General features: G+C 38.1%; 16 protein-coding genes. 12 read left to right on the top strand and 4 right to left on the bottom strand.

What is annotated here, in order from left to right; all coding sequences use genetic code 11:
- Nucleotides 1-466: 466 nt before the first annotated feature.
- A complete protein-coding gene (locus KS419_RS19320) occupies nt 467-1,150 on the top strand; it encodes a nuclease-related domain-containing protein (RefSeq protein ID WP_281419855.1) in 684 nt (227 codons plus the stop codon).
- A 482-nt stretch (nt 1,151-1,632) separates the two neighbouring features.
- Here the strand turns inward: KS419_RS19320 and KS419_RS19315 are convergent, their stop codons facing one another.
- Nucleotides 1,633-2,649, bottom strand: a complete 1,017-nt coding sequence (locus KS419_RS19315; protein ID WP_217068075.1) for a DUF3231 family protein — start codon at nt 2,647-2,649, stop codon at nt 1,633-1,635.
- Nucleotides 2,650-2,949: 300 nt separating this feature from the next.
- Here KS419_RS19315 and KS419_RS19310 point away from each other — a divergent pair, with 300 nt between their 5' ends.
- The 7 genes from KS419_RS19310 (at nt 2,950) to KS419_RS19280 (ending at nt 14,553) form a co-directional block, all read left to right on the top strand.
- Entirely contained in the window at nt 2,950-4,170 is a 1,221-nt protein-coding gene (locus KS419_RS19310) for an ROK family transcriptional regulator (RefSeq protein ID WP_217068073.1), read from the top strand.
- Between the two features lie 47 nt (nt 4,171-4,217).
- The gene (locus KS419_RS19305) at nt 4,218-5,102 is read left to right on the top strand and encodes a carbohydrate ABC transporter permease (protein ID WP_217068071.1); all 885 of its coding nucleotides are present in this window, start codon (nt 4,218-4,220) and stop codon (nt 5,100-5,102) included.
- On the top strand, nt 5,092-5,952 hold the full coding sequence (locus KS419_RS19300; RefSeq protein ID WP_217068070.1) for a carbohydrate ABC transporter permease: 861 nt from the start codon (nt 5,092-5,094) through the stop codon (nt 5,950-5,952). The genes KS419_RS19305 and KS419_RS19300 overlap by 11 nt, the downstream gene beginning before the upstream one ends.
- Before the next feature lie 56 nt (nt 5,953-6,008).
- Nucleotides 6,009-7,331, top strand: a complete 1,323-nt coding sequence (locus KS419_RS19295) for an ABC transporter substrate-binding protein (RefSeq protein WP_217068069.1) — start codon at nt 6,009-6,011, stop codon at nt 7,329-7,331.
- 76 nt (nt 7,332-7,407) lie between these two features.
- A complete protein-coding gene (locus KS419_RS19290) occupies nt 7,408-9,231 on the top strand; it encodes a glycoside hydrolase family 125 protein (RefSeq protein ID WP_217068067.1) in 1,824 nt (607 codons plus the stop codon).
- Nucleotides 9,218-11,137: a glycoside hydrolase family 15 protein gene (locus KS419_RS19285; RefSeq protein ID WP_217068065.1), complete on the top strand. Its 1,920-nt coding sequence runs from the start codon at nt 9,218-9,220 to the stop codon at nt 11,135-11,137. Before KS419_RS19290 ends, KS419_RS19285 begins: the two co-directional genes overlap by 14 nt.
- A complete protein-coding gene (locus KS419_RS19280; protein WP_217068063.1) occupies nt 11,134-14,553 on the top strand; it encodes a glycoside hydrolase family 31 protein in 3,420 nt (1,139 codons plus the stop codon). The genes KS419_RS19285 and KS419_RS19280 overlap by 4 nt, the downstream gene beginning before the upstream one ends.
- Before the next feature lie 42 nt (nt 14,554-14,595).
- Here KS419_RS19280 and KS419_RS19275 read toward each other — a convergent pair whose 3' ends face one another.
- Nucleotides 14,596-15,327 carry a gamma-glutamyl-gamma-aminobutyrate hydrolase family protein gene (locus KS419_RS19275; protein WP_217068062.1) on the bottom strand — a complete coding sequence of 244 codons (732 nt, stop codon included), beginning with the start codon at nt 15,325-15,327 and terminating at the stop codon, nt 14,596-14,598.
- A 280-nt stretch (nt 15,328-15,607) separates the two neighbouring features.
- Between KS419_RS19275 and KS419_RS19270 the strand changes: the two genes are divergently transcribed.
- Nucleotides 15,608-16,834: a GGDEF domain-containing protein gene (locus tag KS419_RS19270; RefSeq protein ID WP_217068060.1), complete on the top strand. Its 1,227-nt coding sequence runs from the start codon at nt 15,608-15,610 to the stop codon at nt 16,832-16,834.
- A gap of 40 nt (nt 16,835-16,874) precedes the next feature.
- Here the strand turns inward: KS419_RS19270 and KS419_RS19265 are convergent, their stop codons facing one another.
- Nucleotides 16,875-17,489, bottom strand: a complete 615-nt coding sequence (locus KS419_RS19265) for a VanZ family protein (RefSeq protein ID WP_217068059.1) — start codon at nt 17,487-17,489, stop codon at nt 16,875-16,877.
- Between the two features lie 522 nt (nt 17,490-18,011).
- Here KS419_RS19265 and KS419_RS19260 point away from each other — a divergent pair.
- The 3 genes from KS419_RS19260 (at nt 18,012) to KS419_RS19250 (ending at nt 20,032) form a co-directional block, all read left to right on the top strand.
- The gene (locus tag KS419_RS19260; RefSeq protein ID WP_217068058.1) at nt 18,012-18,716 is read left to right on the top strand and encodes a hypothetical protein; all 705 of its coding nucleotides are present in this window, start codon (nt 18,012-18,014) and stop codon (nt 18,714-18,716) included.
- A gap of 91 nt (nt 18,717-18,807) precedes the next feature.
- Nucleotides 18,808-19,737, top strand: coding sequence for an immunoglobulin-like domain-containing protein (locus KS419_RS19255; RefSeq protein WP_217068057.1), 930 nt, complete (start codon nt 18,808-18,810; stop codon nt 19,735-19,737).
- Between the two features lie 19 nt (nt 19,738-19,756).
- Nucleotides 19,757-20,032, top strand: coding sequence for a DUF2164 domain-containing protein (locus tag KS419_RS19250; RefSeq protein WP_246594280.1), 276 nt, complete (start codon nt 19,757-19,759; stop codon nt 20,030-20,032).
- Nucleotides 20,033-20,408: 376 nt separating this feature from the next.
- On the opposite strand, the gene KS419_RS19245 is transcribed toward KS419_RS19250, so the two are convergent.
- On the bottom strand, nt 20,409-20,603 hold the full coding sequence (locus KS419_RS19245; RefSeq protein WP_217068056.1) for a hypothetical protein: 195 nt from the start codon (nt 20,601-20,603) through the stop codon (nt 20,409-20,411).
- Between the last annotated feature and the right edge of the window lie 236 nt (nt 20,604-20,839).

Below are 20,839 nucleotides of genomic sequence, written 5' to 3'. Positions count from 1 at the left end.
AGGGAGAAGAGGAGATAAATTAACCAAGGGGGAGATTGAGGAAGAACATAGTAACGAGATATTGGACAATAAGGGAATTAAGATTATAGACGGGAAGGTGTGGAAGGTGTGTGTGGAAAAATGTAAGGTATGTGGAAAGTAAGAAAGATGTGTGGGAGTTAAGAAAGATGTGTGAAAATAGAAAACGCAATATTTTGTGAAGTTCATAACAAAAAGATTAACAAGTGAGACGTTTGTTTGTATAATGTAGAAAATTTGTATTTCCCCAATCAAATAATAGTCCGTTAAGTTGTAAGGAATCACACTGCAAGTCTTCAAATTTCTTATCAACAATCAGTTCCCCTTCATATCCTTTCCTCAAAGACTTTAGGGTATAAATAAATTTTTCTGGCATAACCATTCGGACATTTAGAGCCGTCAACAAAACAAACTCGTAGGACTTCTTTCGCGAAGAATAAACAAAGCTATGATACTACAAGGATCCTTCCATTTATGTGAAGTTAAAAATATGGAAGGGGAGTATTATATAGAATCAGGAGAGTGGTATTCATCCAATAGTAACAAAAGTATAAACAACCCATTAATACAGCTGGAACGTAACAAATCGATGATCCAGCAGGTATTCAATCACTACCGTATTAATTTACCCATTAAAGCTTACACCATATTCCCCAATCCAAACTTCACTTTATTTCAGTCATCAAGGGATCTTCCTATTATTCTACCAACTCAAATCATTCCTTTTATTAATCAGATGAATAAAATAACGTCTTTAATTAGTAAGGACCATATGCAAATCGCAGAAAGATTACTGTCCTTAACCGTTGATAAATCAAGGTACCTTCGTGTTCCAGAGTATGACTATCCCATGCTAAAGAAAGGGATAATTTGTGAAAAATGTGAACAAGAAATGATGTCTCCAGTTGCAAGACATTTAGTCTGTCCTAGTTGCGGGCACATAGAATCTATTGTTAATGGAGTCATGAGGAATGTAAGGGAACTGAAAATGCTTTTCCCGGAAATGAAGATAACATCGGCTATTGTTTTAGATTGGTGCGGTTTGGATTCCGTGAAGTGCATCCGCCGAATTCTTATGATGAATTATGAGAAAATAGGAAGGACTAGTGGTACTTTCTATGTTGAAAAATAAAGTATAAATGTTCCAAACTATTTTACTTATATCATAAAAACTATGGTCTTTTTTCCTAATCGATAAGAATTTGCTGGAACTAGTGCCCGAACAGGAGCGCCGGTCGGCTGTTCGGTAAGAAGAAGAGCGAAGTTGTGCCCGAACGGGAGCGACGCTTGGTCATTCGGTAAGAAGAAGAGCGAAGTTGTGCCCGAACGGGAGCGACGCTCGGCTGTTCGGTAAGAAGTAGCTCGAACTAGTGCCCGAACAGGAGGGAAGCTCGGTCATTCGGTAAGAAAAAGAGCGAAGTTGTGCCCGAACGGGAGCGACGCTCGGCTGTTTGGTAAGAAGATGAGTGATGTTGTGCCCGAACAGGAGCGACGCGCGGCTGTTCGGTAAGAAGAAGAGCGTCAGCCGTTCAGTTTGATATGTCGTATAATCGGATAAGCAATTCGGTAAAAAATTCATACCTAGTTAATCATAATCAACTACAAAGGCAGACATTATCTTCCTGGCTTGGTTAGTTGCTGTCTGTCCTCTACCTGAGGGGGCTCTTCCATCCAACCATTTTTTATCATTATTTCTCCCCCTTCTTTCGCGAAAGAAAATATTTGTTGGGCAAGCTTAGCCATGGTAAGTGGTAAATCACTACGTAAACTAAATGCCCCTCCAAGTGCATGACTTCCGAGACCAAAGGTACTTAATAAAGAAGTGATATACATCATGATCTTGTCTGAAAATGGGGGAGTAGTGGAATTTGTTGCTTTTCCTGCATGTGTGGCAGGAGGTTCGATGTAATCCCTACGCAAATACTCTCCTAGTGTGGTTTCAACTTCTTTTGATAACTTCATTCCTTTAACAAAATATTCCTTCACTTTCTCATCCCTTGCAACTTGAGCAAACCCCATCATAAGCTGCATCCCAGTCAAATTCGTTTCGATAGCGTGGTGTATTAAAGATAACTCAACGGTGTTCAATGATCGCTTTTCTTTAAATATATTTAATCCAGATAAATAATTGGTATCTTCTACAAAAGATACTTTCTGAGGCATTGTCACATACGGTGGTCGAGCTAATACTCCCTTTTCCAAAAGGAATTGTGCAGACAAGTCAAACTCCATTTGATATGTGGAGGTTAACTCCCGATAGAACTTTCGAATATCCTGTCGATAGGACATGGTAGAGTAAAGGGAAAAAAGACTAGTTCCAATTTTACTGATCATATGTAAAAACATAACTTCGTAGAGGAAATCAAATAATTTCGGTGTTCCCTTTATAAAATCCCTTTCTGTAAATCCAACTGGAATGACTGCTCCATCAAGATGAAAGAAGTTGATGATCCTATCGACAGTTTCTCCACAGGAATCATAACTTTTTTTCAACATCTCATTAATTTCATCGTCCTCAGCATGCTCAAGAAAATGTTCTAAGAACCTCATTTGCATTGTTTGATGCTGGTAAGTCATCCATAAATTGCTTAGTTCTGATGCAGACAAGGGTATATGAGTTGATTTAGTCACGTTTTCCCCTCCTTTATTTTTGTTATAATTTACTTTTAATATAAAATTAATTCACCTTTTTGTAAGAAAATGAACACAAAATGCATCAGTGACGCCACGATTAGACTGGATCTAATCATCTCGACTTATTCACAAAAAAAATTCTTAAATCAATAAAAAAAAATACTTGATTCACTGAAGAAAGTAAGTTATCTTAAATATGAGGGATATATCGCGTTGCCAAAACATGCAAACGCTTAATAAACTATTTTTTTACATACTTAATTCGTTTAACGAATAAAGATAGAAGGTGATTACGTAATGGGACAAAAAGTCAGAGTTGGAAATCGGGAATTAATTAAGGATATTAATCGGTCACTTGTCATCGAGCAGGTTCGAAATCACGCTCCGGTAAGTAGGACAGAGATATCGAAAGAAACAAAACTGGGATTATCTACTGTGACAAAGATTGTGGATGAATTGATGAGTGAAGGGTACCTCTATGAGTCTGGTGAGGCCACGTCTACAGGAGGAAGGAGACCAATCCTGCTTCATTTCAATAATAAAATTGGGTATGCCATTGCTGTAAAAATTGAACAAGATTGCTTGTTGTTGGCTGTCACTGATTTATCAGCAAATATCATCGACAAAAAAGAAGTGCCATTCTCCTATGGTGAAACGTCGGCAGGTGTTGTGGAACTACTAATTAGTACGATTCACGAACTTCTGAGCGAGACTAAGATACCGATTGATAGTGTATTAGGAATCGGTGTTGCGGTTTCTGGATTAGTAAATAGTCAAGATGGTAGGGTTCTCATCTCTCCTCTATTAGGTTGGAAAAATATTAATCTAAAAAGTATTTTGGAAGAGGAGTTTGATACGTCAATTTATATTGATAATGATGTTAATGCTTATGCTGTTGCTGAAATGAATATCGGAAAAGGGAAGTTTCTTACTAATTTTATAGGACTATCTATTGGAGCCGGAATAGGTGGTGCCATAGTAGTTAATAAAAAATTATATCATGGGAAATTCGGTGGAGCGGGGGAATTTGGACACTCCATTGTCGTCCATAATGGGAAACCATGTTATTGCGGACAACAAGGGTGTCTGGAAACCTACGCATCAGAAAAGTATTTCAAACATGAAATCCCTCTTATTAAAGATCAATTTCCAGACAGCAGAACATGGACAGAAGGTCCTTTAACTTTTGATACCTTATACCAAGCAGCAGTAGAAAGGGATAATTTGGCGTTAGAAGTTTTAAAAAATGTTGGAGAATATCTCGGGACTGGGCTACTTAATATCATCAATAGCTTTAACCCTGGGAAAGTAATTTTATTTGGAGAAGGGGTAATTGCAAAAGATTATTTTTTGCCATATGCCATTCAGAGAGCTAATAATAACTTTTTCTCCCGAGCAAATCTTGAAACAGAAGTACTTGTATCCGAACTAGGAAAAGATGCTTGGCTACAAGGAATTGCACTATTGTCTATTAACCATTTATTTATGATACCGATGTATGAAGATCATCAGAGGTAGAAGTTACAAGTATAAAAAGCTTTCGATGATCAAAGGAGGGATGCATTATGGTTGGCTTTCATGGGTGGAAAAAACTTTCTGTACTTGCCATTTTCCTTTTGCCAAATCTGATTGGATTTTCTATCTTTATCTTATTTCCAATACTGGGGTCTTTTGTTATTAGTTTTACGGAATGGGATCTTTTATCTCCCCCCCAATTTATTGGAATCGATAATTATATACAAATTATACGAGATCCAGGTTTTTACAATGCCTTAGGAAACACGCTGTTTTTCATAATCGGCTACTTGCCTACAGTTATTATCATTTCACTCACTATCGCTATTCTCTTAAACAAAAGTATAAAAGGGCGATTATTTTTCAGGGCAGCGTATTTTGTTCCTGTCGTATCTTCCTGGGTAGCTGTTTCTCTCATCTGGAAGTGGCTATTTAATCCAGCATACGGCATAGTGAATTATGTTTTATCACTTGTGGGAATCACAGGTCCCGCGTGGCTTCACGACCCTCATTATGCAATGATCGCAATTATTATTACAAGTGTATGGAAAGATATTGGATTTCTAATGGTGATGTTTTTAGCAGGACTACAAAACATACCAGATACCTTTTATGAAGCGGCATCCATTGATGGAGCATCTTCATTCAGGAAATTATGGAATATCACGATCCCCTTACTCGCACCTACGACCTTCTTCGTATTAATAATTTCCTTAATTAATTCCTTTCAGGTTTTTGACCAAGTGATGATTATGACTGGTGGTGGCCCAGCTGGAACAACAACCGTTTTAGTTCAACAAATATATAATCATGCCTTCCGATATTACGAAATGGGATATGCTTCTGCAATGTCTTGGTTTTTATTCTTAATTATTTTCGTTATTACTGCGTTCCAGTTGCGAATGCAAAAAAGGTGGGTTGATTATGGGAATTGAGCAAAAAAAGAAACGGAAGAGATCTGATCAGATGAAGTTTGTTAAAAATATTGCATTCTACGTCATTTTAATTCTTGGTGCAGTTATCATGATTGTTCCTTTTCTGTGGATGATATCAACGTCATTGAAGACAAGAGGGGCAACGATGGTAATGCCTCCACAACTAATACCAGATAACATTACGTTTGAAAATTATGTTCAAATAACCGAGGCTTTTCCAGTATTACAGTTTTTAGGGAACAGTATCATCGTTGCCGTATTTACGACAATCGGGCAGGTTGTCCTATGTTCCATGGCTGCCTATGCCTTTGCCCGCCTCGAATTTCGAGGTAGAGATATGTTATTTCTACTCTATTTAGGAACAATGATGGTTCCAATGCAAGTAACTATGACACCACAGTTTATATTAATGAGTTATTTTGGTTGGCTTGATACGTACCAAGGTCTGATCATGCCTGGTGTCTTTAGCGCATTCGGAACATTCCTATTGAGGCAATTTTTACTTACTATTCCTAAATCATTAGAAGAAGCGGCATTTATTGATGGTGCAAGTCACTGGAGAATATATTGGCAAATTATGCTTCCGATGGCAAAACCAGCATTAGCAACACTGACTGTATTTGCATTTATGCAATCTTGGAATAATTATCTTTGGCCACTGATTATGGTCAGTCAGGAAAAAATGATGACGCTTCCTTTAGGTTTGGCAACACTTCAAGGGCGCTGGGAAACAAATTGGAACTTGATGATGGCTGGTGTGGTTATAAGTGTCATTCCCGTTCTAGCGGTCTACTTATTTGCTCAGAAATATTTCATCAAAGGGATGACATTAAGTGGTTTAAAGGAGTAAGTGGCTCATTGAGCCTGATATAAATCATCACAAAATAATTAAAGGGGTGTTAAAAAATGAAATTTAACTGGCTGTTTGTTTTGGCGATGTTGCTACTTTTTGCTGTGGGGTGTTCTACGGAAGAAACACAAGGTGATGACAGCTCTGATGATGAAAATCCGGAGACAACCACTGATGGGAATGATACAGGTAATGAAGGAACAAGTGAGGAAGAGAATGTTACGATTCGTTATGCGACATTTTCTCCAGGGGAAGCTCATGAAGAGGATTTAAAGGCTATGATCGCAGCATTTGAGGATATCCACCCGAACATCAAAATTGAATATGAAATGGCTGCATTTGATGACTATTTTACTAGATTGCAGACTCAAATAGCAGGGAACAACGCACCTGACGTATTAGAGTTAAACTATGAAAATTTTGTTAGTTACGCATCTAGGGGAGCATTGATGGATCTCACAGATCTTTTGGCGGAAGATAGTGAGTTTGATCCAACCGTTCTAAATCAAGAAGCATTTAAAGCATTTCAGTATGATGGAACGCAATATGGAATGGTAGAGAGTTTTTCGAACGTTGTTTTATTCTATAATAAAGAGCTTTTTGACGAAGCAGGAGTAAATTATCCTGATGCTAGCTGGACTTGGGAAGATGAATTGAAAGCAGCACAAGATATTATGGCCCACCATGATGATGTGTGGGGAACCTTTTCTCCATTACAATTTTGGGAGTTTTACAAAACAATCGCTCAAAATGGTGGAGGAGTATTTGATGATGCAGGAAATATTGTGCTTAATTCACAAGAAAACATAGAAGCCCTTCAATGGATGGTAGATAAAATTCATGAATATGGTGTAACTCCATCTGATGAGCAAATGTCTGGTCAAGAGGAAGCAGATCTATTCTTAGATGGAAAGATTGCAATGCTCCGTACTGGAATCTGGATGTTTGGGATGTTTGCAGATGCCCCATTTGATTGGGATATAGCACTTGAGCCAGGAAATACAGCAAAAGCCCATCATTTTTTTGCGAATGGATTGGCCATATCTGACAAATCAGAACATGCAGAGGCTGCGTGGGAGTGGGTAAAGTTTATGAGTGCCAGTGAAGAGGCCGCTTCCATCCGGGTAGCTGCGTCCTGGGAACTTCCTGCTATTACAAATGAAGACGTATTAAGTGACTACTTAAGCGTCACTCCACCGGAAAGCAGAGAAGTTGTGTTTGATGCATTAGATTCCCTCGTTACTCCACCGGTAGTGGAAGAGTGGAGCCGAATGACAGATATGATTGGGGAAGAACTTGAATTGGTGAAGTTGAAACAAAAAACTCCTGCAGAAGCATTAGAATCTGCTGAGGAAAGATTAAAAAACATTTTAAACTAATATTTTTTATCTTGGTCGGAAGATCTTTTTCTTCCGACCAAATCTTATCATAGTCTTCTAAACTGGAGGTATTTCAATGAACTCTGCTATAACAAACTATTATCCTACAGGAAATGAATATATTTCAATTCCTACATTAAATGAATCTGGAGACATTGAAAGCATCAATGTTCTTAGTATGAGGCACAGGGGATTACTGGAGATGTGTGGAGATATGGGAAAGGCGCCACTAATGTCTCCGATAGTAAAGGTTGACGGCACTAAACATAATGAAAGAAAACAATGGTCCCGCCTGGAACATTGGATTCCAAGCTGGATGTTGGATGTGAAAGGAATTCAAGTGGAATCCGTAATTTGTGCTCCAATGGGGGAAAAGGCATTTTACTATTCGTATACATTGAAGAACAGTTCTAAAGAAAGAAAGAAGGTTACTGTTGGGTTTACAGGTACTTGGGCAATAACGTATCACACTGTTAATGAACAAAAGAGGATGAGAACAGAAGTAGAGGCTTATAAAAGTCTTTGGAATGAAGGAATGATGTTTGAGATGTATGGAGAAACTCCACTGTTAGCACTTTGTCCCATGTCTTCTCATCCCTTAACTATAGAAGAGTTTGAAAACAAGAACCGTGGTGTCGTATATACCATCGAAACAGAAGTCGATTTATCCCCAGGAGAAGAAGAAGAGATCACTTTTTATTGGGGAGTTGGATTAGAGGAAGTCAGTGCTGCAACAGCGGCAAAAGAATTAATGCGTCAAACAAGAAAAAAAGTTGAAAGTAAAACGAGAGAATGGCTTTTTACTCGCAAACTCAAAAGCAGTGATAAGGAATTAGAATCTATTATTAATTTAAATAGTTTTTTTAACTATTTTTATGCAATCGGAAATACTTATGATACGGAAGAATTGGTCTTAGTAACTTCCCGCAGTCCGAGATATTATGTCAGCGCAGCATATTGGGATAGGGACAGTATGTTATGGAGTTTTCCGAATGTGTTACACATTGATCATCAAAAAGCTAAGGAAATGCTGCTTTACGTTTTTAAAAAACAATGGAGAAACCGGGGAATCCACAGTAGATTTATCGATGGAACTGTACTAGAACCAGGTTTTGAACTAGATGAATTATGTGCTCCTTTCCTTGCGTTAGATAAGTATATTCAAAGTACAGATGATTCGGGAATTCTGGATGAACTAAATGCTCAACAACTGATAGATGAATTTTTATCAGTACTTATGGAGAATAAACACTCGATACATGCACTCTATCGAACGTTCTTACAGCCTACAGATGATCCCGTTGTTTACCCTTATTTAACATATAATAATGTACTCGTATGGAGAACGCTTGAGATTTGTTCAAGATGGAGTGATAAGAGAAGAACAGAGTTACATTCCATGGCAGAGATGACGAAAGAAGCCATTTGGAATTATATGATAACAAATAACGGTGAAGGACAAAAAATATTTAGTTGGGCAACTGATTTAAAGGGAGGATTTCATATTTACGATGAACCCCCTGGCAGTCTGCAGCTCCTTCCATACTATGGATTCTGCTCAAAAGATGAGCCGGTATTGATGGAGACTATTAAGGAAATTCGATCTGAGAAAAACAAGTATTCTTTTAAAGGAAAACAGTTTGAAGAGCTTGGATGTAGTCATGCAGAACATCCATGGGTGCTTGGGATTGCGAATAGCCTCCTTTCAGGTCGGAAGGAGGAAGCAAAAGATTTGTTGTTACGTGCCCCTTTAGATAATGGAATAGCTTGTGAAAGTTTTCATGAAGAAACCGGAGTATCAACAACAGGAGAACATTTTGCCACTTGTGCAGGGTTTCTTGCCTATGCCCTTTATGAAGCCTTTGGGGAAAAGAAGGTGAAGCACCATGTCAAAAACTAATTATCCAGGAGTTACGGTAATTGGGGGAGAAAATATTGCAGCATTATATGGTGTGAATAACGGGATGATAGATTGGCGTGGAACAGGAATTCAACATTTTTTTTACAATAACTATGAATTGGATCTGATACATTCTGCTACTTCTTTCCTCCGGTATGGAGATGGGGTGGTCGAGATTGCAAATAGAAAAGTGGATGGTAAAAGTCACCCGGTCCACTGCTCCCCAATACAATGCCAGGTGAAAGGTGGATTTCTCTATTCCACAACGTTTCAATCACAACATATAGATGGAATAAGTTGGACCGAACGGATTATCGCATCTGAAAAAGATTGTATATTAGTGGAAACAATTATTAAAAATGATTCGCACATGCATCATGAAGTGGAGGCAGGAGCATATTGTATCCTTCGAAACCCTGGAAATTCCTCTGTGAACGTCGAAGGGGACAGTATCATCTGGGAAGGGGAGCAAAATTGGCTGAAAGTGTCATGTCAACATAGTCAATTCAATGATATTTATATCGAGACGCCAACAGGATTTGTTTATCGAACGTTGCAGCAGATGAATCGATTTATATCTGGTGATGGGAAATCCCTAAAACTAAATAAAATGGTTGGGGCAGTTGCAGGCAGAAAACTTAGTTTATCTCCTGGAAGTGAGCATGTCGTGACTTGGTGCTTATCTGCTGGTAATGAAAAATCTAGAAGTAATGAGACTATAGATTGGAATGATACTTTTGAGCAAGCTGTTACTTTTTGGAAGGAATGGTTGGCAAAGACGAAGGTGGAGAAGCTTAGTATAGCAGATCAAGTGAAACAGATTTATTATACAAACCTTGTTGCGCTAAAAGCTGCCGTTCTCGACGGGTTCGTTCCTGCGGATATCACTGGACACTATTTTTCTGGGGGTTCTCCAAGTTATTATGCCAGAGATGCTATGATGATCGCGAGGGCATTGATTCTTGCAGGCTACAAAGAGGAATCGGCATCTATTCTGACCTATTTGGAAAAACGTCCGGTCAAAAAAAATGGGGAATTCTATCAAAGGTATAATGCCAAAGGGGAACCGAGTGAAGGGGCAAATAACGATGTTTTTCATCAATTGGACTCTCAAGGGTATTTTATTAGAAATATATTATCTTTTGAACGACAGTTCGGGGAGAAAGTAGTTTCATATGATAGAGTCCGCCAAGTTTCAAATGTTTTAAAGGGAAGCCAACACCCGATTGGTTTAGTAGGTCCTGAAGGGGGAGTAAATGAAGGGGTCTTTGGACCTGCTTATATAACCTCCAGTAATATGTTCTTATATGGTGGATTGCAGGCTGCAATTGAATTAGCTAAGTTAAATGATGATCATGATTCTATGAAAGAGTGGACTTCCCTTTGCGAAAAAATTGATGAAGGAATACAAAAGATGTGGATTTCCGAAGAGGAGCGATATGGGTATGGATTAGTGGATTATATCCCTCAAGAAGTAGTGAAGAAATACGATACCCCTCAGTACTTCGGCCCTCTGTATGGTTATCCAGTAACAGAACGGATGGAAAAAACGAATGCCTTTTTATTAAAACATGCCAGATTTTTTGGAGCTGGTGTTGGCTATACGGAACAGGAGTACCATCATGGTCCTTGGTTGTTTAACACGGGAGCATGTGCACAATACCAGGCAATCACAGGTAATTGGAGAGAGTATTCTCTGATCGTAGATTGGATGGTAAATCATGCGAATGAATATGGCTTAATGCCGGAAGCGATAGATGGAAATGATGAAAGTATTTGCTTCATTAATCCGTTAACTTGGGCATGTGCAGAATTTGTATCCACGATTGCTATTTGTCTTTCAAAAGATGGTTTGTTGTCCGTACAGTCCGATGAAAAGGCGACGCTTGGAGGGGGAGGGCTATGAAATCTGAATTATATATGAATACGGCCAAGTTTTTTATGATTCGACTGGACCAGCTGAAGGGGAATTGGGACCGATCAGTGGAAGAGTTAAATCGGTTTCCAAAGGAACTGCCAATCTATCATTCTGCCCTATGGCTTTGGCTTGCAGCGGAGCAGGTGGAGAATACTGGGGACTTAGCTGATCAAAGCCTAAGTTTAAGAAGTGTTAAACTGGGTGAGGACATTCGGAAGAATTGGCGAACTCTGAAACCGAGTGTTTTCAGTGAGGATGAGAAAATCTGGATGAGTAATTTAGGGTTTGTGTATGGTGCGTTGATGAATGGAAAACGAATTTTTTCAACGGATGACTGGCAAAAAACTCTAATCGAAATTAGGGACTTTGTTTTTAATCACGGGTTAAAAGGTGGAATGCTAGTTTCCCATGAGAATTCAAAGGTTCCATCAATGGATTTACTTGGAACGGTGATGCCGTTTGGTTTGTTTTCTCCTGAAGATTTAGTTGTCGTAGAGGCAGTTCAATATATGGAAACCTACCTTGTATCTGAAGATATGGTCAGGAAAAGTATCGATGAGAATACGCACTCTCCTGCTAGTGCAGCTTGGTTAGCCTGGTATTTTTGTGAAAAGGGAGACATGGAACGTGCAAAAAAATACTTGAAGATGGCTAAGAAAACAGGGAATGAACAGGAGCGACTAGTAGCAGATGCAATAAGCAAACTAGTTATGCATTATTTGTCAGAAAAAAATTCTTCTACAATCATCATTCATCACAAACCATTAGGGAATGAGAATGTGTATGAGCAATTACCATATGAACGAACCCCACGTAATCCATTGATCGGAGAAAGAGTAAAGGTTCGTGCGAATGTATGGCCGCTGGAAACAAATGATAATGTATTTATAAAAAAATGGTGCAATGGTATAGAAACAGACATTGAATGTCAGTTGGAACGGGAAAAGTCTATCTGGGAAGGGGATTTAGGCGAGGTTATTGAGGAAGATGTGGCTTATCAATTCTATGTGAAAAACCACACGGCAATAAAGGCCAAGTCAAAAGTGTTTTACTTCAAGCCTCGTATGGAGACATATGTAAAAATCATTCATGGAGTGAAGCGGGAGAGAGACCGTCTGCTTATTTTAGTAGAAGAGGCATTTGAAGGAAAACAATTTATTATCTCCATTCATGCAGATAGCAAACAAGTCAAGCTAGACGTTAAATTAACTCATGAAGAGCAAAAGGATTTTATTCCTCTTGAAAAGGCATCGAGATTTGATCTGAATCAATTTGATGTTTCTCTAACTGAAAAACCTAGTTTGAGTATTACTTCGAAAGATAAGAGTTGGAGCCTGCAGTCTTCCTTAACCATTCCATTCCTTGAATGGGAGATGGACAAAGAAACAATGATTTATTCTGTTAAGTGGAATTTCCTTTCTCCGCTAGAAGAACGTTTTTACGCACTTGGAGAGCGCTATAAAACACTCGAATATCGTGGAGAACGATTAGATTGTTATGTATACAACCAGTATCGAGATCAGGGGAATAAAACATATATGCCCGTACCTTTTTTTCTTTCAACGATGGGTTATGGCTGTTATGTCCCAACTTCAAATTATACCATGTTTGATTTTGCATCAACATTGTCGACCATCTGGTCTGTTTCTGAAGAGGTAACAGGTAATGGAACTACTTCCTTGTCGAAACTAGTTTTTTATTTAGGGCAAATACCTGATGTTTGCAGTTCCTTCATGAAAGAAACAGGTCCTCCCGCCCTCCTACCAGCATGGGCGTTAGGTCCTTGGATGTCTAGTAACAACTGGGACAGGGAATCTATTGCACGGGAACAAGTGGAACTTACAAAAAAGTACCAGATACCTTCAACCGTCATTGTGTTAGAACAATGGAGTGATGAAGCCACTTACTATATTTTTAACGATGCCATATATGACGTGAATTCAGGAAAAACTGCCCACCAATATGAGGAATTTCGATTCCCTGCATGGGGGAGATGGCCAAATCCAAAAGGGATGATAAATGATTTTCACAAAGAAGGTCTTCGAGTAATACTCTGGCAAATTCCAATACAAAAGTATTTAAATAAGCAACAGCATAAGCAAAAGGAAATGGATGAAAAGCACATGATAGAGCAAGGGTTTGCTGTTCGCCATTCAGACGGAACTCCTTATCGAATTCCAGAAGGATGGTTTAAGGAAAGCTTATTGATGGATTTTTCTAATCGGGAAGGGAAGCAATGGTGGTTTGAAAAAAGGAAGTATTTATTGGATATCGGTGTAGATGGATTTAAGACCGATGGTGGGGAATTTGTTTTTGGTAATGACGTTCAATTTTATGATGGGCGTAAAGGAAACGAAATGCGTAATGAATATCCAAATGACTACGTGAAGGCATATTATGAGTTTGCGAATGAGGGGAAAAACGGGGATGCCTTAACATTTAGCCGTGCAGGGTATACTGGTGCTCAACAGTTTCCTGCACATTGGGCTGGAGATGAGAGATCTACTTTCGATGCCTTTAAGAACTCCTTAATTGCGGGATTATCAGCCGGATTATCAGGAATTATTTTCTGGGGATGGGATTTGGCAGGATTTAATGGGGATATTCCTAGTTCCGAACTTTTTATTCGATCTTCAGCGATGGCTGCTTTCTGTCCAATTATGCAGTATCATGCTGAAAGTAAAGGGGAATTTAATCAGGACCGAACACCGTGGAATATAGCAGAAAGAACAGGGGAAGAAAAGGCGATATCAGGTTATCGATTTTACGCAAACGTAAGAATGAATTTATTGCCCTATTTATATCATCAAGCCCTCCTGTCTACTCGGGAATATAAGCCAATGATGAGAGCAATGGTTTATTCTTTTCCAAAAGAACCTGAATGTCACCACCTCTATGATCAATATATGTTTGGTGAAGATCTATTAGTTGCACCGGTAATCGAAGAGGGAGCAACAGAACGTTTTGTTTATTTTCCAAGAGGAAATTGGGTAAGTTTATGGGATGACATTGTAGTAACGGGACCATGCCGTAAAAGAATAAGTGCGGATTTGACTGAAATTCCCGTCTACGTAAGGGAAGGGGCAATGTTGCTATTCAATACAGATAAGTCAGGGAAATTAGGATCGTGGGTAGGAAATCGGATGACAATGGCGTATCCACGGTTAAAGCTCTGTCCTAACGGGCCGGACAAACAGATCTTAATGGACCATTTATCTAACGAAACAACTGTCAGTGTGGAAGTGAAAAATGGAGAGGGGATTATTGAAGTAGATTCCCATTATTTTTCTATTACTGTAAATGTGAACACTGCACTGATGAGTAATAAGGTGAAAAAATGGATTATTAACGAAAAGGAAGTACTTGTACAGGAGAAAAATCCTATAATAGAAATTACTATTTAAAAGAAGGGGGGCGTGAATAACGCCCCCCTTCCACATGGTAGTTTAGTATAATATCTCCGGGACCATAGGAGTTCCGCATGCACAAACAAATTCTTGAAAAAGTTTGAAGTTGGCTTGGTCGGTTTCATAATTAAACTCCGGGTGCCATTGTACAGCTAGAACAAAGCGTTTTCCAGGCATATGGACAGCTTCCACCAATCCATCCTCCGCCCTTGCATTGCAAACGAGTTGATCGGAAAGTTCATGAATGCCTTGATGATGATAGCTATTGACCATCATAGAACGTAAGTTCAAAAGTTTGGATAGGAGGCTTTCATTATCTATGGAAACGTGGTGTACAGGTTTATCATATGGGGCATTTTGTTTGTGTCCAACCATCTTTGAAAACTGTAATGGAATATCTTGATAAAGGGTCCCTCCTAAAAGGGTATTGAAAAGTTGAATTCCACGGCAAATTCCAAACATAGGTTTGTCTAAGAGAACTGCCTGATGAAATAAAAATTTTTCCATTGTATCTCGTTCATGACACAGTTCTCCACAAAATTCCTCGACTTTTTCTCCGTAAAGTTCGGGATTCACATCCTGTCCACCTGTAAACAGAAATCCATCATAAGTTTTCGCCAATGTCATTATCAAATCTCTGTCTGTTGTTAAAGGAAGCATGACGGGTATTCCCCCTGCCAATTCAATGCCTTTCATGTAACCAGGCAACATCCAGTAACTTTCTTTGTCTTTGTCGTATAGGGGCAAAACACCAATCATTGGTTTCTTCATAGTAATACCCACCTTTTTTAGAGATAATAAAGTGTAAGTTTCTTAGAATTGTCTAGCTCTTGCGTCAGTCTAATAATTTTCCTATTATACCATTCACAGTAAAAAAAGTGGTAGATTGCAATACAGTATGACAGGGACCGAATCCAAATTATACCAATATGAGTTAATTTGAGAGTTTGGTTAATTCGTTATTGAGAATCCTATCTGTGAGGATTATTGTGTATAATTATTGTAGAATTCTGTAAACTGATATCGATTATAGTCATGAGAGGTCCTCATTATGAAAATGGTTAAATTATTTCCGTCTCAGCAAGTATCTGTTGAAAAACAACAGTTACTGGAAAAGTATCTTTTTGATGATAATATCCAACGTTGTAAACTTTTCGCGAGTATTGTTATTTTGTTTGAAGCCGTTTTTATTGTCATGCACTCATTCTCGAAGGGAAGCTTTTTTCCCGTTGATTTTTATTTGGCAATGTATCTTTCCTTGCTTTTTTTGAGTCTTATCGTACTTATTTACATTCGATTATTTGAGATAAAAAGTGATCCTTCCGAACAATTCCAGATTGCCGTCCAAAGGGGATTACATGTATTTGTTATCGTCTTTTTAGTTTGGGGAGCAGTCATTACCCTAGCAGATCAATCCCATTATGGGCATATCATGGCGTTTGCGATTAATTTTATGTGTGTCTCTATCCTGTATCATGCCACGAATAGGACGATCATAAAAATATATATAATACCTGTGGCGGTTCTTTTGATAGGTTTACCATTTTATCAGCCATCAAGTTCTGTATTAATGGGACATTATATCAATTTATCTGTATTCCTTTTTTTCTGCTGGCTTGCTTCCCGATTACTTTACAGGAGTATTGCAAGGAATTTTTTTAGTGAATTACTCCTAAAGGAATCCAACGAAAACCTTGCATTGAAAATAGCAGAAAATGAAAAAATGAATGTTAAATTAACGGAAGTCAATCAACAGTTAAAACGAATATCGTTAACCGATGAACTGACCAATGTTTTAAATAGAAGGGGAATGTATGAGTCTCTTGAAAAAGTACTGAGAGAATCTGAGGAGAAACGTCCTATTACCATGATGATGATCGATATTGATGCTTTTAAACAATATAATGATCATTATGGGCACTTACAAGGGGATGAAGTTATTCAATTGGTTGCAAGAAAGGTATCTTCTTTTATCTCATCTGAAAATACTATTTTTGCCAGGTTTGGTGGAGAAGAATTCGTACTTGTAACGTTAAATATGAATCAGGAACGTGCAGGAACACTGGCAGAGGCAATAAGACAAGAGGTTGCCAGTATGAAAATTCTTCATGAATATTCTCCCGTTTCGGAATATGTATCCATAAGTATAGGGATTGCGATTAAAGAAGTGAATGAACAAAGCAACGTGGAATCTTTGATGGAGCTGGCGGATCAAGCTCTATATAAAGCGAAGTCGAAGGGTAGAAATCGAATAGAATTAACAGTGGATAACACGTGAGAGCAAAGGGAAATTCATTGATCACCCCGCTTTCACTCTTTTATTTCCTACTCGTTTTGCTTCCCTTCGGTAGTACTACAAGTACCTTTCGAATCAATGGAAAAAGATAATAACCAGTTACGACTCCAAGTACATTAAGGATTAAATCATCCATATCTAAGCTTCCCCTTTTGGTGAGAAATTGAGAACTCTCTATAATACAGACGGAAACAACAGCCACTAGGAGTAATTCAGAGAGCCGCGGCACTTTTCTCACATAGACATAGTACACTCCAAAGGGGAGAAATAGTCCGAAGTTTGCGGCAAGATTATATACAGCGATAATCGTATTTACCTCACCAGACAAATAGAAAAGAATCGTTTCAAAGGGAACAAGATTTATTTCTCCATAGTCTTGATTGGCGGGGCGAAAAAACAATAAGACAAAAAGTCCAATCGAATACAGGCCCATAATAATTTGAAAATAAACGATAGGTAATCGCAATTCCACATTTTTGGCAAGACACACTACAAATAACACGAGGACAGAAAAGCAGAACCAGACGATACCTATCACCAATGGATGGAGATAAGAGGTTAAGTCTGACCAAACCGGATATAAACATAAGAAAACAATTTGAGAGAAGGAGAAAGTGATTAAAATAATCTTTTTCATAGTATTTTTAGTGGTTTAATGGAGTTCAACCAATATTTCCTCCAATCTCTTCTTTGTTATTTTTGGTACTTTACAATCGTGGGAAGGATACCCTACGGGAATTACTAACATTGGTATTTCATTTTTGGCCCTCCCTAAAAGATTACGTAGAAAAGTCATTGGACTTGGTGTGTAGGTAAGGGCACATAAACCAACATGCCGTAAATTTTATGTAGGAAAGATGTTCCCTTTTTAATTTGTTCAGCAGTTGTCATTCGTGTATAGTTCAAATCAATAAACTGATTTGCATTTACCATATATTTCAACTCCAAATACATCAGTAGTGTGTCAGCAATTAGTACATATCATTCTAGCACTTTCTCAAAGAGATTGGTAGATTGTACCTGATTCGGTGGCATTGAATATCATAATACAATTCAGTTTCTTCTTAATTATGGATCTATGGAAAATTCTTTAATCGCAACTTTTATCATAAACATTCCGTCTAATTTAAAACGCTAATTCAGGGGGGACTAATAAAAGATGAATTGGAAATTGGCATACAAGATATTGCTAGCGGGGTTTATGTTATTCATGTTCAGTAATGGTGTATCTGCAGATAATAACGGAAAAACTTTTGAAGAAAGACTTATGGAATGGGAAGCGGAAGGTATTGATGTAAATCATACTGAAGCGATTGAAAATGTCCGGGAATATATTTCGCAGATGGAGAGGCGAGATACTTTCGCAAGTCTCCATATTGACAGGGAGGAACGGGAGTTAGGAATCATAGTTTTGTCTTTTACAGAGGAAGTTTCGCCAATTGTTGTGGAAGAAATAGAGGCTATAGTGGAAGATCCGGCCCAAGTTAGTTTTCGAGTCGTTTCCTTTACAGAACAAGAATTGATCGAAAAGCAAAGGGAAATAGATGGGGTAGTTTTCGGGGATGAATTTGCAGAAAAAGAAGGAATATCTGTTTTCCATACTGCTACAGACATTATAAACAACAAAGTGGAGATTGGGATATCCCCTTTTAACGAAGAGACGGTTGAGACGATGGAAACTTATTTTGGAACAGATATGATTCGGGTGGTGGAAGGACAACAGGCACAGTTGTTAATTGGGGAAGACGCGAGTAATTCCTTGGAAGGGGATGCAGTAGGAGAAGAGGCCTCCCTTGAACACCAAGGGGATAAACAAGGATTATTTTCAAGACTCCTTAATTGGCTTCGAAGCTTGTTTAGATAGGAGGCAAGGGCTCACATAGAGGGTGTATAAGGTGGATGGGATCTATATCTTCATTCACCCTCTGCTAAGTCAGAAAGTGAAGGTGAATACCATGAATAGATCTTTAGTAAGCTTATTCTTTAAGTTCGTAATAATAGCAATGATGTCCATAGTAGTAGGCTGTGGCCAAGGTGAAGAGCAATTCATGTCAGAGGAAGATGAATGGGAGACAGGGCACGGTGAATTACCAAATTCCATTAGGTCATCGGAAAACTTCGATCTAAATATGGATAAAGATATATTGGATTTTTTATATCAGTTTAATGAAGAATATTGGGGGAGAACGGAGTACGAACAGGCTACAGGTGAATGGTTTTTCCAGGATGGGATTGGATCCTTAGGATATGGGTTATCTAATGGTATTCATAGGAAAGAAGAGGAGATTTTTGTCTCTTTTATTACCCATAATGATGAAAGTATATTCCTTGACCGGAATGTACGTATTCAATTGACAGAAAGGGATGGTCAATTAGAGAAAAAGGATGAAATCGTTAATGAAACTATTTATATAGACGAAGTGAATGGTGATCATACAATCTATACAGCACTACTTCCTGAAAAAGAAAACACTTTTTATTTATTAAGTGTGGAGATTATTAACAACGAAGGAGTGGTGGAAGATACAAGAGTCTCATCCATATATGTACCTGTTCCAGAAATTAATGCGACACTAGAGACGGAAAAAGAAATCTATGGTTCCTCCACTTCGGAAATAACACTGCTTTTACAAAACCATGGTCCAACTATCTTATTTTTTGGAACGTATTATACAATTGAGAAAAAAATAGATGGTGCTTGGCACAAGGTGCCACTAGATATTGCTTTTCCAGACATTGGAATAACCCTGTCAGTTAATGATACTTATACGGAAAATGTTGACATTAGTACATTGGAACAGGGAAAATACCGAGTTGTAAAAGAAATACAAGCGGACGGCTTATCTCTAGATACTGTTTTGGCAGCAGAATTTACGAGAGAGTAAGGTTATGGTGGAGTACGATATGTTGGAAGGAGTAAACGGGATGTTGTACAAACAGTTTTCTAACGAAACAAAGAATCAGATACTGAGCCAACTGAAAGATTACTTTCAAGAAGAACGATTAGAGGAAATAGGGGATCTTGCAGCAGAAAATATTTTGGATTTTATCTCAAAAGAGATTGGACCATATTTTTATAATCAAGGAGTAAAAGATGCGAAAGGAGTTTGTGAGGAAAAACTGATAAATTTGGAAGAAGATATTCTTTCACTTGAAAGACCAACGGGCAGCAGGAAATGATTTTATCTTCTTTTATTGTGATATCACCTGTTCTGGAGTGTCATAATAAAAGGATGGTGATCATTATGGGATTTAAAGACAAACCGTTAGAAGAAACTTCACTTAGAAGAAATGATAAACTTTGTTGAAGTAAAAAAACGTTTATTTTCCGGGAAATAAATTGGTTCTTGTCGAATGGTTTAGTTTCTTGCGTAGAATTCAAGGTCAGTTTTAATTGTCCATAAAGCGTTTCGAAGTGGACAATAAGAGCAGTGAATCAAGTTTAATTGTCCAAAAACACGCTTAATGGTGGACCATAGGAGGAGCAATGGAATTGAAAAAAAGCAGCAACCTGAAATGTGGTTGCTGCTTTGATTTGTTTAGGCATCAAACAATGTTAACCACCCATTTTTCTGCGGGTAGATTGTGTTTTCCGGGATTGTTGACTCTTCATCTGATTCTTGTTTTGAAGTGGATTAGAGTTAGATTTACTGTTCATCTGATTCTTTTTTTTGTTTGCTAACTGTTGTTTAATTGCTTCTTGAAGGTTGATTTTCTTCTTTGGTGTGTTTTCTGATTGATTTGAATCCATTTTTAATTCCTCCTGAGGGTATTAATAACACTAGTATAATCTATTCTTCCACAATTTTCTTTAAAATTATTATGTTTGAGCAAAAAAAGACTAGTTAATAATTCTTAAAACAATGTAGTTTCATTAAACAGAGACGCATCATTCTAGTTCAGTCTATAACTAAGGCTCTTTTCGTAAACTTTGTTGCTTTTTGAGGAAAGATTGGAGAAGTGAAAGGCGGTGCCTTCAGTGACGAG

Source organism: Evansella tamaricis, from assembly GCF_019042215.1.
Classification (GTDB): domain Bacteria; phylum Bacillota; class Bacilli; order Bacillales; family Salisediminibacteriaceae; genus Evansella; species Evansella tamaricis.
The sequence above is the reverse complement of the archived record's forward strand: the minus strand, read 5'-3'. Positions and strand labels throughout refer to the sequence as shown.

Coding starts and splice junctions, on each gene's coding strand:
- KS419_RS19270 (WP_217068060.1), top strand. CDS start 15,608: ATGAAAATGGTTAAATTATTTCCGTCTCAGCAAGTATCTGTTGAAAAA.
- KS419_RS19245 (WP_217068056.1), bottom strand. CDS start 20,603: ATGGATTCAAATCAATCAGAAAACACACCAAAGAAGAAAATCAACCTT.
- KS419_RS19265 (WP_217068059.1), bottom strand. CDS start 17,489: ATGAAAAAGATTATTTTAATCACTTTCTCCTTCTCTCAAATTGTTTTC.
- KS419_RS19260 (WP_217068058.1), top strand. CDS start 18,012: ATGAATTGGAAATTGGCATACAAGATATTGCTAGCGGGGTTTATGTTA.
- KS419_RS19255 (WP_217068057.1), top strand. CDS start 18,808: ATGAATAGATCTTTAGTAAGCTTATTCTTTAAGTTCGTAATAATAGCA.
- KS419_RS19285 (WP_217068065.1), top strand. CDS start 9,218: ATGTCAAAAACTAATTATCCAGGAGTTACGGTAATTGGGGGAGAAAAT.
- KS419_RS19250 (WP_246594280.1), top strand. CDS start 19,757: ATGTTGGAAGGAGTAAACGGGATGTTGTACAAACAGTTTTCTAACGAA.
- KS419_RS19320 (WP_281419855.1), top strand. CDS start 467: ATGATACTACAAGGATCCTTCCATTTATGTGAAGTTAAAAATATGGAA.
- KS419_RS19300 (WP_217068070.1), top strand. CDS start 5,092: ATGGGAATTGAGCAAAAAAAGAAACGGAAGAGATCTGATCAGATGAAG.
- KS419_RS19275 (WP_217068062.1), bottom strand. CDS start 15,327: ATGAAGAAACCAATGATTGGTGTTTTGCCCCTATACGACAAAGACAAA.
- KS419_RS19290 (WP_217068067.1), top strand. CDS start 7,408: ATGAACTCTGCTATAACAAACTATTATCCTACAGGAAATGAATATATT.
- KS419_RS19305 (WP_217068071.1), top strand. CDS start 4,218: ATGGTTGGCTTTCATGGGTGGAAAAAACTTTCTGTACTTGCCATTTTC.
- KS419_RS19280 (WP_217068063.1), top strand. CDS start 11,134: ATGAAATCTGAATTATATATGAATACGGCCAAGTTTTTTATGATTCGA.
- KS419_RS19295 (WP_217068069.1), top strand. CDS start 6,009: ATGAAATTTAACTGGCTGTTTGTTTTGGCGATGTTGCTACTTTTTGCT.
- KS419_RS19310 (WP_217068073.1), top strand. CDS start 2,950: ATGGGACAAAAAGTCAGAGTTGGAAATCGGGAATTAATTAAGGATATT.